Consider the following 13,659-nt stretch of genomic DNA (forward strand, 5'->3'; position numbering starts at 1 on the left):
CAGTAATGGAGGAACTTAGATGAATATGAATGAAGCTACAACATCCGAAAGGATTATCGACTGCGCCCTTGAACTATTCAAGCAGAAGGGCTTCGATAATGTAACCGTAAACGATATTTGCGATGCAGCAAACATAACAAAGGGGACCTTTTATTATCATTTTAAATCAAAAGATGATTTGCTGGGAAAATTCTACACAAAGGTATATGATTTAAACAAGCAGAGCATTTCACGCCTGCTGTCTACAACCAATTTCTGGGAGCAAGTATGGATCATAGTAGGCGACTATGTGGATTATACTATCCAATACGGTCATGGAATCTTAAAGCAGGTGTTCAAGGCAAATTTAAATGAAAACAGAGGGACTTTTTCTTTATAAGATAGCTTCGTGCCGCAGCTGTTGCTTACTATAATCAAAAAAGCTCAAGAAGCCGGCCATGTCCATAATCAGTCCTCTCCTGAAAGCCTATATGAAGCCGCTTGCCATATTGTAATTGGAATTGCAGTGTTGTGGTGCATACATAATGGCGGTTTTGATGAGAAGTCTATTATACTAAGTAATTTAGAGGCACTCTTTGATGTGCCGCCCGAATTCAGTCTGATTAATACAGGGAAAAGTAAAAGCACAGGACCTTCAAGTCAAATCGAATAATCCGAGTCAAAAAGCTCCTTCTGCATTCGACGTGGGAGTATTAGCGCTCGTATCACAGTTTTACTGTGTTGGTTCGATACGGCAGAAGTATTTCTGATTTCGGCAGCATAGTTCTCCATCCTTTTCAGGATGTGATGGATTTTGGCTGAAGCCTTGTTCCACAACGTTTCGCACTATCCGTGCCCCAAATATGATTTGAGCGGCTCGCCGTAACGTTACGTAGTAAATAAGAATATATTTTGTGTTCATGGTTGCGGCGGCTGAACGCAGGCTTTTACAACATTTAGACCTTTGCCGACTACATATTCGATGAAAGCAAGTTCACGCAGGGACTTACACCGCAGGATCTGAAAGATTGCAAATATTTCTCGAAGAAAAGGAAAACCTGATCCTTTACGGCAACGTGGGAATCGGCAAAACCCATCTTGCCATAGCAATCGGGGTTGAGGCCTGCAAAAAAGGCTACAACGTAAAGTTTTTCCGTACTGCAGCACTGGTAAACCGGCTGGTAGAAGCCAGGAAAGGAGGTGAACTTTCTGGGGTACTGAAATGGCCCTCCAAACTGGATTTTTAAGTAATTTTCCATTAAAAATAGGCATTTCTTAAATCGTTCGCATATTTTTTACCCATCTTCTCTACTTTACTCACCAATAGGTCAAATGGGGTAAATGATTTTGTCAGGCATTTAATATCAGCCATATCAAAAGGAATTATATATTTACCACCAAAGTATTGGTATTCAATTTCTTTTAATGCAGTTTTTGTAAAACCAGAAGAACTAAAAACTACTGCTGATTTTATCCCCTTTGAATCCATAATTGGTATTAAGTTTCTTATTTCTGACACTTTAACTTTTCTTTTTTTATTTTTACATTCAACTAAAATTAATGGCCCCAATTCCCAAAGAATGCTCTCGTATGAAACATTGCTACAGTAAAGATCAACTTCTTCCCTTTCCTTTCTTGCCCTTCTTCCTGTAATAATTAAACCTGGTATTGTTCTAAAAAAATAATCTGCCAGCTCCTCCAATTTAATTCCTTTATTGTAAGTATCTGATGAACTCATTACTCCATTTAGTAATTTTCTAAACTTCTTCTCTTTAAAATGAACTGTATTAAGTCTTTCTTTAACTTTTTTTTGATAGTATTTCGATAATAATCTGTATATTGAAGGTAAATACGCATACCTACTCCTCAGTAGAAAAATAACATTCTTAGAAATACCTGTTTCCTCTTCACCAGCCAGGTAGCTTCTAATCTGAAAAATACTCTTCATAAAAACAGTTAATTGTTTTTCTTTTTCAATTATCCTATCTTTTACTTCAACGCATGGACTTATATACATAGCAATAAATTCACAAAAGTCAACATACAACTTTTCAATTATCGGATACTCAAATTCTGTGATCGGCAATGTAGCCAATGCGTATAACAATACATATTGCCACTCAACAAAAAGTTCTTGTTGCTCAAATAAATAGCCATATGAATAAACTGGATTATTTATTATGTCTTCCACTTCTCCAATACTCCATTGTCCTAGATAACTACTGTCGACCTTTCTAATAAACTTTTCAAATGAGTTATCAATAGGTAGAATCCATCCGCCTTCCAGTAACAATGTCCAATACCCCATCTCATTATCAGGTAATGCAGATAAAATTTTTCGTCCTATGAAGCTTTTTAAAATAAACGAACGGGTAAAACATTGATAACCCTTTAAGTGCGGTTGTTCACGATCAATCCAAAGATTTATAATGCTTTCTATTAAGCTCTCTTCTTTAGAATGGTAGCTTTTTGAACCATAAAGAACCAGAATTACCGCATCGTCTTTTTCAAACATTAATCGTTGCGGGCATTTTATCTTTTTATCTTTAACTAAGTGATGAATAAACAAATTTAAGAATACTTCTGAACTCACATATTGATATCTTTGAGTTTCATTAATAAAATTTTCAAGTGAGTGGTCTTGTTCACAAATATTATTAAAAAATGACTTGATTTTTTCTTCCCATATTTCTTTCAATAAATGGACACGTTTGCTATCTCCTGCAATTATAAAAATCTTTGGACATGGATCAAAATCGGGTAAATCTAATTTGAAATTAAATGCTTCTGCCGAAAAATCAGTAAATGGATACCGCAAATTATCAGTAACTTTAAACACACATTTATTCGTTTTCTTATTAATGTAGCTATTAATAACAGCAAATATAAGTCCAGTATCTTCAAAATGCTTAAACATGCTCCCCTCCGTAAAAGAAATTATTTCGCACAACCACATCCTCAAGCTTACAGGCTAAGTCTAAATGTGTCTGCCTGAATCTCCCTCTTGTCCGAATGCAATTCGTATAATCATTGTTTGTTATTTATATTTTTTCTAATTGATGTTGTCTATTAGACTAAAAACTTAAGTTATTCATATTTCGTTTTATGAGCTGTTGTATTGTAGCTAATAAGACTGACTGAGCCATTAAGATAGTATAGTAATAATCATTCTCATATTGCTCAAATTCTTCCATCGCATCAAATATGTGATACTTACCGGGAAAGTTCAGTCCTCCATGTATAATTTTTGATCTATAATTATACATGTTTTTTAATAATCTCTTATATTTAATTGGAGTTCCTAGGAAAATCTGTGTTTTCTCAATTAACTGTTTTTTTATTTTATGCTTACTAGAGCAATACAGAGCTTCTAAACCAATCATGGAAAAAAACAAATCCATTCCCTGGTTTGATTCACTACTTGAACTTAAAAAATTCAATTGAGGAAATACCCCAATCTTTTATTTCATATATGGGTCTGTCAATAACCTCTAGATCAGCATTAGCTACTAAATAAATATGGTTTCTTAACCCTGTTCTGCATAATTTTAATCTTCCATCATCTTTAATAAGCCGTTGAAAGTTAACGAGAACCTCTTGATTAAGTAAATCTTCTGTGTGGAGCGGAAAAATTATTGGTGTAAATACTATTTCTTCAACCACTTCTTCTATAATTCCATTGAAAAGATAGTCATCATTAGGTAATGGTAATAAAATTGGAAGTATGATTTCGACTTGACGGGTTATTGTTTGCACAGTTTCACCTCCTAAATATTTTCAAGCTTGCACAACTTTTCAATATCGGTTCTATCTCGAAAATAAATACCAGCAAAAAAGGCAAAAAACAACAACCACCTAAACCCAGAAAAGTCGTTTTTAAAAAGAGTATCCCCGCTTTGAATCAGGGCTTTGCTATCTGGGTTCATAGAAAAACTTGCTTTTTGATACATCAGAAATTTTGAGCAGAAAATCGAGATTGCAACCCTTAGAATATAAATGCTTTATTATGTCTATCTTATCTGCTATAGACGGTTGGTTTTTTTAGAAGTTCTTTCAGATAAGCAATTTCGAAGTCTTTATCGACAATGATAGAACAAAGCTAATATTTTTCCTTTTTGAGATTTACTTTTTCGTCATTATCGTTACCATCGTTACGGTTTAAAAGTTTTTTCTCCAGTAATCGATTGTACTTTTTGAGATGCCGTATTTCCTACAGACAGCAATCTTAGTGGTGCATGAGCTCTGAGCTTCGGATAAGATAGCGAGCTTTTCTTCATTATTTTATCATGTTTGCGTTTTGGTCCAATTCTCTTGAGGGGCCAGCAAGCCTTACATGCGTTGATAATTAAGGTTTTCAGCCATGTTTATGTCCCCAAAAACCCATCTCTTTTTTCTTCTTCCTTGTTATTTTTTGCCTTTTTGCCGCATGGATTCGAAAAATTTTTTAAGATTTTCAGGGAGCTCATATTTCTGCTCATTTTTATTTTCATCATTATCTGATGAACCATTTTTGCCATATATTTCTCTAAGTATCGCATCAATTATCATTGCTTTAGGTGGAACATTATATTCTTTGCCATTATATATCCATACTCGGCAGTCAACTTCATCTCCACATAAATCACCACATGATTCACAAAGGGATTCTTTCGTTTCCAATTGTATATCTTTTCCATTAATTCGGATAGTAGGTGAACTTTCAAATCGATACTGTATGGCCTTTTCTTCGCTATCAATATGAATATTATTTACAATAACTTCAGTTCCTGTAAGTTCAAGCACTTTTGCAACATCAGAAATGGCTTCTTTAAGGCTCCCCTCTGTGCCCTGGCATCTTTCACATACGCTTAAATCCAAATACATAAAGTCGATTACAATTTTTTTCTTTTTAGCATTATTATTTTGCTCTCCACATCCGCAAAATTGCATTGCAACAATTGTTATTTGTCTGAGTTTCACAACACGTCATAATAAAAACCTCCATCCATAAAAATTAGCTTCACTTTTACAGACGGAGATTTTTTAAAAAGGACGCAAAATACTTATGTGATTCAGCAATATTTGCAGCTATTTTCTTTATGCTGGTATTCAATAATATTCCCATATGCATCGAATTGAAACTTGCAGCACTCAAAAAACTTTTCTTTTAATATGGTCTTTCCGCGCTGAACTCTCGACTTAGCCCCTGATATTGACATGCCCAGTTTTTGAGCTAATTCTCTTTGCGTCAAACCGCCTAATTCTGTTAGCATGATAGCCTGCTTATATTTATCTGGAAGGCTCTGGATCATATTTTTAAGGCACAAGACTAATTCATTTATTATTCCATCTTCATCATTACTGGTTACACCTTTTTCAGGTAAATCCGAAATTTCAGCCCTAATTCTTCTCATTCTATAATAATCATTAATCGTGTTTCGTGTTATCTGATAAATCCATGCATATATTCTATTGTTGTCCTTTAGCTGGTCTAAATTTGTAAATATTTTTAAAAATATATCTTGTAATATATCTTCCGCATCATGCTCATTCCCCACTTTTTTCAAGATAAAAGTTTTTAGGTTTGAGCTAAGTTCTTTCCATAAAGCACCGATATCATCCTTCATGGCCTTACCCCCCTCAAGATGCAATTGAAGCCTCTCCGTGCTAACTTAAATCTCTACTTATTGCCCTAATCTAAATATAACAAACCGTTATTCTTCATAAAAGATCTTATTTCCTTATAAGATTATTCCCTTTTTCACTTAATTAATGGAAAAACTTTTTTCCCCTTACGGAACGACTTTATTTTTCATGGAAAAACTTCAGCAAAAAACAATTCCCAAACTTGATCCTTTTCCCTTTTTTCCTTGCCCCTAACTATGTTAATTTAAAAAAAACCTTTCTATTTCTGTTCCCGCAAACCCGCATAAAATAAGCATGGGATTTTCTGGGAGGTAATATAGTTTTTCCGTAAGGCAGTATTAAAATACCTATAATTTTCCAAATACTGCTCAAATTTGTGTGAAAAAAGTTGTTCCAAAAGGGAAGGATCATGGTTCAAGGAAAAAAGGGATAAGTGATGTCAGGCTTCTAATTTCAAGGCCTTTCACTTATCCCTTTCCTTATTCCTTTACCCTTTATCCTTATCCCTCCATCTATCCTTTCCCTTTATTCCTCCCCAAAACGCTTAGTGTTTTCATAACTTTGCTAACTCCTTAAGAGCCTCTTTATTTTCACTGATAACAGAATCCATAAGCGTTTCAATCTCTTTCTGCTCTTTTGCTTTTACAAATTCAACAAAGTCAATAACTTCCTTTTTCCTTTCTTCAGTCAACTGCTCAAATTCTTTGATTAATTTTTCTGCCAGTGTCATATAATACACCTCGCTAACGATTATTTCAATAAAATTATACCACAAATAAAACATATATTATTGTTAATTTAAAAAAACCCTTTCCCTTCCCCATCCCTCCACCCCGCATAAAATCTACATGGGATTTTATGGGAGGTAATAAAGTTTTTCTGGGAAGCAGTATTATTTTTTCTATTCTTTTCCAAATACTGATCTAATTTGTGTGAAAAAAGTTGTTCCAAAGGAACAGGATCATAGTTTAAGGAAAAAAGGGATAAGTGGCTTCAGTCCTGAATTTCTCAAGACCTTTCACTTATCCCTTTTCTATTCTTGGGGCAATTATTCCTTCATCATTTTCCAATTTCTCCACTCATACGGAATCTCTTTTTTCGCTTGGGGAAGAGGTTTTTTTCATAGATACACAGTTTGGAAATAGATGGAAAAAGGGTTAAGGTATCAGTCTAAAGTTCAGGCTTTTGAGGCCGAGCTGGCAGTTATTTTGCTTTGGTTCCATAATCAAATTCATTTTATAGTTATCCTGATTTATGAGATATCTATATTAATTGAAAATGAGTTTGCGGCATTGTATGATTTTCCATCTATTGGTGCAAGGGTAATTCCCTTTCCCCTTCGGGAGGTATTTTCAAGGTTCAGTTTATGGCCAAATAAAGTGAGTTGTGTTTGGACAGTCAATTTGAGCAGACATGGTCAGAAAGTGTGAGCGGCTATATCCAATTCGTTTAGGTTTATCCAGCTTTCGAACAGTTTCTTTGAATGGTATCTCTTTCATAAAAGTTTAAAAACTATATGGTGCATTTAGGATTGACTAATAATCGGCTCTTAAAATACAATTTTTAAAGTCTTAACGGCACTGTTGAACCATCAATAATTACGTCATTGAAACCAAATTTTTTTATTATTAAATCAAGTGATTGTTTCGTTAAATCTGGATTCAGAGTTGGGCCATGTATTATTTTGGTAATAGGAAGTTTTTTAATAATATTTCCGTTTGAACCAGATGCTTTTAATGTCATGTACGGTACCACTCGTCCTGTAATGATTTTAAATTCCAAACTGCTATAATCTACACTATCCCATAAATAAGAATGATGAAAGCGTATTGCTCTCCATTCCTTTTCTTCAGAAAACGTTGGGTGTTTAAACCATAGCATATAATCTGCAAATTGGTAAGCAAGGGATATAACAAATTGTTCGATAAGGTCATTTTTCTCAACAGTTTCATCTGAATCTTTTATATTTATAAAAAGTGAATACATGCCATCTAAAGTCTCTGTAATTATATTTATCTGTTTATCTAAATCATACTCTACTTTACGGAGTAAAACATCGAAATATGATCCGATTTCTTTTCCTTTAAAGCCTATACTATATCCCATCCCTCCTGCAGCATAACCCCTCCATTGACTCAACAAATCGCCATTCTCACTAAAACACGCAATATATGGATCAAAGATTCCATCATAAAAGTTGAATACCCTATTTAAGATATCTACAAATAATTCATCCTTATAATCATTCTTTTTTTTGTTTATTATATATGAGATAATTTGACGAGCATGAACCAGTTCCGACTCATCATTTAAAAATTTCACATTCGAAAACCTAATCGAATCTGAGGAAAGAATCCCTAATAATCCTTCAGGCGTCGTATAATGGTATAGAGTATCAGGTACTTCACTGTGCAAACTCATTACCTTTTTATTTAATTGATCTTCAAAAGCTTTGATAGAAGCTTCTAATCTATCATTATTTTTTTGATTCATCCTCATCCCCACTTCAATTTAATAGCGAAAAATATAAAATTCCCATCTTTGTATCACAAAGTCTGTTATGTCTGTTATATACATGTTGTTACAAAATATTTTACTATGCTATATATTACTTTATCAAATTTATATTTCCAATTTTCATTCGTATCCTTTTTGCTGTTAAATTCAATTCCCTCTATCCCTTTTTCAAAAAACAAGGTCAGTTTATGCTCACCATAATCATCTAAAGGGCATTCATAAGCAAAATTCTTTATTTCGTTTGTATTAAAACATTCTATTACTATCTGTTTATCATCATTAATCCACACTTTAATGAATTTATTATTTTTTAAAAATAAATATAACTGTAAAGTTTGTTCATCAACAAATAAATATTTTGGATAAAAATATAATATATCGTTCTCATTAACTATTTGGGAAACTTTTTCAAACATACCTGCATATTGACGGCTGGTTTCATCGCTAAAAAGATTGCTTCTGTAATATTCCTTAACTTCTCTAAAATCTATATTCATCATAATAATTTTCCCTTTCCCCGTATTATTTTAATAATTAGTATTGAGATATTCCACAATCTGCTTCCAAATCTCAGTAGCAATTCTCCGTTCGTCGTTAAGATTGTTGTCCCTCAAAATATTCTTTGTCATTTTAAGTTTTAATTCTTTGGTTTTAGTTACCTCACATAAAAGATTTCATAACTGCTAACTAAATATAATATAGATTTATTTATTTCTAATTGTTAATACTCCAGCACAATGAGATAATTTTGTATACACACATAAATATTGATTTTCCAAAATTTCTAACATTTCTTCTGCAATAAAATAAATCTCTTCATCATCCCAATATTTGTTGTATTTTACTTTACACTCTTCTAATGCGCCTCTACTTTCAAAAGAAACATCACCAAAAAGAATCATTCCTTTTTCTGTTAACATACAAGAAAGTAAGTTAACGAAATTAATTTTTTCTTTATCTGTTAAATGATGAATAGCATAAGTACTAATTATGTAATCAAATTTATGGTTTTTAATTTCATCTGGTATTCCTTTTGTAAAATCCCAATTTATCAGTGTCGCATGTGGCATTTTCTGTCTTGCTATATCTATCATCTTACTTGAAAAATCAATACCCGTAATATGATAACCATCATTATAAAGCCTAGAAGTTAAAATTCCCGTTCCAAAACCTATATCTAAAATACTTGCATTGTTTGTTTCTCTAACTTGTTTATAAATATAGTTGAGTACATCTTTATATCCAGCGAAGGGATATTCATTGCTCTCTTCACTCATATTTACACTTTTGTCATACCCATCTGCCCATAAATCAAAACCTTTACTGTTTAACACTGCAATTTACCCTCCCAAAATAGATATATACAATTTGTAATTTATTTTATCTTATCTTTAATCTTACAAAAATATAAGTAACAAAAATCCCCTATCATCTTGGTTTTCAATATATTTAAATAAATCAAATGAGATTTATAATTAAAACCAGGATAATATTCTTCATCTTATCATTCAATCAAAACAATTGTTTTCCCAAAATATATTTTCTGCTTGAGCCTCTTTTTTTGAGCAATATACTACGAATCCTGGTGTGTTTTTGATATTCTATAGTAGTAGTTCAATAGATTTGGGATTCTTAGAAATATTAAGTATTTCTGCAATCTCACGCTGGCAAGCAAAATATTCTGAACTGTTCTCTGTTTGTTTTCTCTCCATGGCATTTATATCATATGGTATACCCATTTGCTCATATTTAATAATATCTCTCCAATAAGGATAAAAAGTAACAAGTTCCAAAAATTCTTTTAAACTGTTTAATACTTTGCCATACATTCCATCACTATTAACATATCCAACTGAGTAATCATCACCTGCCATGTCCCCTATGCCACCAATTGTACCAAAGCAATTCCCTTGATTATCAAATGCAAATATAGAAAATATCGGCACAGGATAAAACGGGAAATCATTCAGTGTCTGAGTTGTGCAAAAAATCAAATCACAATTCTCTTTTAGTAGTTTATAGATTTTAAGACTTCGTTCCCTTTTTGGAACTGGAGCAATCTGTTTTCCTGCTAAAACTGCTTCAATCTTTTTGCCATCTTCTGACCTGAAGAAATAACCTATTGTCTTATCTTCTTTTTCTACATCTATCAATATTTTATGGGATATATTCATATCTATCAATCCTCTTGAATATTTATAACAAGGCAAGGGAAAGACAGTTAAAACGGCCGCTGTCTTTTATAATGGTCTTTCTGGTCTATTCCGACAAAATTGACAACTAGGGTCACTGCACTTTCCTTCTGTCCATATATTGCAAAAAGCACAAAAGAATGCATCATATCTATCATAGTGAATCAAAAATTTATTACATCTTTTACACCTTTCATCACTTATAAAACCTTCAATCTTTTTATCATCAATAAAAACTGTGTATTCCGGTCAATTTGGACATCGATTCCGGTTCAAACTGGACAGTGATTCCGATTTAAACTGGACACCCGTTCCGGTTTAAACTGGACGGTAATTCCGGTACAAACTGGACAGTGTCGGAGCGAAGCGACGAGGACTTTTCGATTTTAAGTCTAACACATTTTACACAATATTCAATAGTTGTTTTTTTGTCAAATACTTTGATCAGGTGTTTGAGCTTTTAGTTTTCTCATTGACTCACCTTTTATGGATATTTTGTATGCATTGTGTACCAGGCGATCCAGTATAGCATCAGCCAGTGTAGGGTCGGTAAGGATCTGGTTCCAATGGTCTACCGGAAGTTGACTGGCGATGATGGTGGACCGCTGCTGGTTGCGGTCCTCCACCACTTCGAGTAACTCCCTGCTTTCAGCAGATGTAAAAGAATTTAACCCCCAGTCATCCAAAATCAGCAGTTGTATTTTCTTTAAGTCACTGAGGAATTTGGAGTATGTGCCATCCCCTTTAGCTATGACCAGCTCTTCCAGTAACCGTGACACCCGATAGTATCTAGTGCTGTAGCCTATTCTGCAGGCAATATTCCCTAATGCACAGGATAGATAGGTCTTTCCAACGCCGGTGGGTCCGGAAATTAAAACATTCTGGTGCTGCTGGAGCCATTCTCCTGTTGAAAGGCGGGCAATGAGCTTGCGATCCAGGTTCCGGGGACAGTTGTAATCGATATCTTCTATGCAGGCAGGAATACGAAGATGAGCCTGCTTGAGTAAACGCTGCAAGTGACGGTTTCTTCTGGCTCTCCATTCGTATTCCACCAGGAGACTGAATCTTTCTTCAAAGGACAGCTCCAGGATAGATGGCTGCTCCTGCTGTCTGCGGTAGGCTTCCAGCATGTCCTTTAACCTCATATCAGCAAGCTGGTCCAGGGTTTGCTGCTTTAACATATCAGTTCACCCCCTTGCTGTAGTACTCTATTCCACGGATATTGTCATGGACCATAGGGGGAGGTGAGGATTCTGTTTCCAGGGGCAGTTGATCAAGGCCTTTTTCCAGGATGGACAGTATGCTCCTGTAGGAGATGGCTCCACAGGATAGAGCACGGGAAGCGGCTTTCTCCACGCTTTCTTTGGTGTATTTCTCAGAAAGCCGGATAATACCCATACAGGCCCGGTATGCCTGCTCCGGATGTTCTTTCCTCTCCATAAGGGCCTCCACCAGGAGGGCGGTATTCTTCCCTACAGCTTTAGACCAGTTTATGATCCGCGCCGGTGTCCATTCCCAAACCTTTTGATGACTCGGTGGCATGTGCTCCTGTAATGTAGTGTATGCGTGCTTTTTCCCGAATTGTCGGATATGGGTGGCTACTCGTTTGTTCTTGTAGAAAATCTCAACAGTCTTTGCAGTAATCCTTACATCCACCTGCTGTCTTACCAGTTGATAGGGTACACTATAGTAATTGCCATCTACCTCAATATGATAATCGATGTTCACTCGCGCGTACTTCCATACGGCATACTCATAAGGCTGTAGCGGTAAGGGTTTTAGGGCGGGCTTTTCCAGGGTTTCATAAAGGGAGCGCCTGGAGCCTTCCATCTTCTCGAAGGGTTTATTGTTGATAACCTCCAGTTCCTTCCGTATGGCCTTGTTTAAATCATAGAGGCAGAAGAAGGTTTGATTTCGTAATTTAGCCATAATCCAGCGCTCTACAATCAGTACTCCGTTTTCTGCCAGGGGTTTGTCCTTAGGTTTTCTTACCCGAGCCGGAATGATTACAGTACCATAGTGGGTAGCCATGTCCAGATAGGTGGGGTGGATCTCCGGTTCATAGTAACAAGGCTTCTTGACACCGGTCTTTAGGTTATCAGGCACAATAATCTCCGTGACTCCTTGAAACTATTCAAACATATGGATATGGACATTGATCCAGGATTCGAGTTCCTGGGAGCACGCAGCTTCGGCGTAGAGTAGGTCACTGGCCCCCAAAGCACCAACAAAGATATATGCATCCTTACACTCACCAGTGGTTCTATCAACAACTTTCATAGTGGGGCCTGCCCAATCTACAAAGGTCTTTTCTCCTACCCGGTGAATCTGGTGCATGGAGATATTTCTGGATTTACGCCAGCGAAGATAATAGTCACAAAATTGACTATACATGAGGCCATCGGGATATTGCTCCTTATACTCCTGCCACAGAAGCTGCAGGGTTACTCCCTTGCGTTTCAGTTCCCGGTGGATAAAATCCATATCGGGCAGGGGCTTTTTACTGCTTGTAATCTCTTGGGGATACAATCGGGATTCTAACTCGGCATCATCTATGGTCTTTATCTCTGGCCAGGGTGGCAGGTCTGTATTCTTGTACCGTTCGATGATAGCAGTTACTGTTGTAGGGGAGCAGTTGCAGCTTTTGGCAATCTGGCGGTTACTTAGATTGCCTTCGTGGACTAGTCTTAGAATTTCTCGTACATTACGCATATTCATCCTCCTATTCATGTTCGTATTCCCTCCTCGCTAAAGGTTTCCAGATAAAGATTAGCGAGGTTAATCGAAAATTCCTTTTGCGCTTGCTACGAACATGAAAGGGAATGTTCTTTTTCCCAAACCTGTGTTCAGTTTGGGCCGGAATCAGTGTCCACTTTCAGCCGGAATGCCTGTCCATTTTGGACCGGAATTGGTGTTCACTTTCCACCGGAATGAGTGTCCATTTTGGACCGGAACCGGTGTCCAGTTTGCTCCGGAATATACATCTTGTATCAAGAAATATAAAATTTCAGAACTTTATTTTCTTTTTAATACTACTTTACCCTTTATAAAAGGACTTTTCTGTTTCTTAAATTTTTAATTATTATGTATTGAACTGTTCAACACAACTTTATTATCTATTTGACACGACTTTATTATTTCTAACACGAGTTTTTTATCTCTGACACAACTTTTTTATTTTTCCCATTATCCCTTAACCCTTTTTAGAATAAAACTTAGTCCTAACTATGTATACACATAAAAAACTCATGTCAAAACCCAACACCCCTCAAACCCTTGTCCCTTCTTGCCTTAACCCTATTTTTCTAATTCTTTCTATATAAAAAAGTCATGTCAAAAATCACCC

The 13,659-nt window shown here is 35.4% G+C and carries 13 protein-coding genes and 1 pseudogene; 3 read left to right on the top strand and 11 right to left on the bottom strand.

Features of this window, described 5'->3' with window-relative positions; translation table 11 throughout:
* Nucleotides 1–19 precede the first annotated feature (19 nt).
* From D2962_RS14555 to D2962_RS18870, 3 genes are all read left to right on the top strand, one after another.
* Nucleotides 20–379, top strand: a complete 360-nt coding sequence (locus D2962_RS14555; RefSeq protein WP_120768766.1) for a TetR/AcrR family transcriptional regulator — start codon at nt 20–22, stop codon at nt 377–379.
* 9 nt (nt 380–388) lie between these two features.
* Nucleotides 389–652 (top strand): hypothetical protein, encoded by a 264-nt coding sequence (locus tag D2962_RS14560; RefSeq protein WP_122015408.1) that lies wholly within the window; start codon nt 389–391, stop codon nt 650–652.
* A 355-nt stretch (nt 653–1,007) separates the two neighbouring features.
* Nucleotides 1,008–1,226: an ATP-binding protein gene (locus tag D2962_RS18870; RefSeq protein WP_281273686.1), complete on the top strand. Its 219-nt coding sequence runs from the start codon at nt 1,008–1,010 to the stop codon at nt 1,224–1,226.
* Between the two features lie 11 nt (nt 1,227–1,237).
* On the opposite strand, the gene D2962_RS14570 is transcribed toward D2962_RS18870, so the two are convergent.
* The 11 genes and pseudogenes from D2962_RS14570 to istA all read right to left on the bottom strand — a co-directional run bounded on the left by D2962_RS14570 (nt 1,238) and on the right by istA (nt 13,025).
* A complete protein-coding gene (locus D2962_RS14570; protein WP_162991242.1) occupies nt 1,238–2,896 on the bottom strand; it encodes a restriction endonuclease in 1,659 nt (552 codons plus the stop codon).
* Between the two features lie 500 nt (nt 2,897–3,396).
* Nucleotides 3,397–3,735, bottom strand: coding sequence for a hypothetical protein (locus D2962_RS14580; protein WP_122015410.1), 339 nt, complete (start codon nt 3,733–3,735; stop codon nt 3,397–3,399).
* A gap of 648 nt (nt 3,736–4,383) precedes the next feature.
* On the bottom strand, nt 4,384–4,938 hold the full coding sequence (locus D2962_RS14595; RefSeq protein WP_245984738.1) for a DUF2703 domain-containing protein: 555 nt from the start codon (nt 4,936–4,938) through the stop codon (nt 4,384–4,386).
* A gap of 92 nt (nt 4,939–5,030) precedes the next feature.
* The gene (sigZ, locus tag D2962_RS14600; protein WP_122015411.1) at nt 5,031–5,585 is read right to left on the bottom strand and encodes an RNA polymerase sigma factor SigZ; all 555 of its coding nucleotides are present in this window, start codon (nt 5,583–5,585) and stop codon (nt 5,031–5,033) included.
* 572 nt (nt 5,586–6,157) lie between these two features.
* The gene (locus D2962_RS17700) at nt 6,158–6,334 is read right to left on the bottom strand and encodes a hypothetical protein (protein ID WP_162991243.1); all 177 of its coding nucleotides are present in this window, start codon (nt 6,332–6,334) and stop codon (nt 6,158–6,160) included.
* A gap of 833 nt (nt 6,335–7,167) precedes the next feature.
* A complete protein-coding gene (locus tag D2962_RS14610) occupies nt 7,168–8,097 on the bottom strand; it encodes a DUF2971 domain-containing protein (RefSeq protein WP_162991244.1) in 930 nt (309 codons plus the stop codon).
* 74 nt (nt 8,098–8,171) lie between these two features.
* A complete protein-coding gene (locus tag D2962_RS14615) occupies nt 8,172–8,621 on the bottom strand; it encodes a DUF3908 family protein (protein ID WP_122015414.1) in 450 nt (149 codons plus the stop codon).
* A 204-nt stretch (nt 8,622–8,825) separates the two neighbouring features.
* Nucleotides 8,826–9,455, bottom strand: coding sequence for a class I SAM-dependent methyltransferase (locus D2962_RS14620; protein ID WP_174232506.1), 630 nt, complete (start codon nt 9,453–9,455; stop codon nt 8,826–8,828).
* A 267-nt stretch (nt 9,456–9,722) separates the two neighbouring features.
* Nucleotides 9,723–10,295 (bottom strand): hypothetical protein, encoded by a 573-nt coding sequence (locus D2962_RS14625; RefSeq protein ID WP_222927569.1) that lies wholly within the window; start codon nt 10,293–10,295, stop codon nt 9,723–9,725.
* Nucleotides 10,296–10,744: 449 nt separating this feature from the next.
* The gene (istB, locus tag D2962_RS14635; RefSeq protein WP_122015415.1) at nt 10,745–11,494 is read right to left on the bottom strand and encodes an IS21-like element helper ATPase IstB; all 750 of its coding nucleotides are present in this window, start codon (nt 11,492–11,494) and stop codon (nt 10,745–10,747) included.
* 1 nt (nt 11,495) lies between these two features.
* Nucleotides 11,496–13,025: pseudogene (gene istA, locus D2962_RS14640) on the bottom strand (IS21 family transposase).
* Nucleotides 13,026–13,659 lie beyond the last annotated feature (634 nt).

It is taken from the genome of Biomaibacter acetigenes (genome assembly GCF_003691585.1).
Taxonomy (GTDB): Bacteria; Bacillota; Thermosediminibacteria; order Thermosediminibacterales; family Tepidanaerobacteraceae; genus Biomaibacter; species Biomaibacter acetigenes.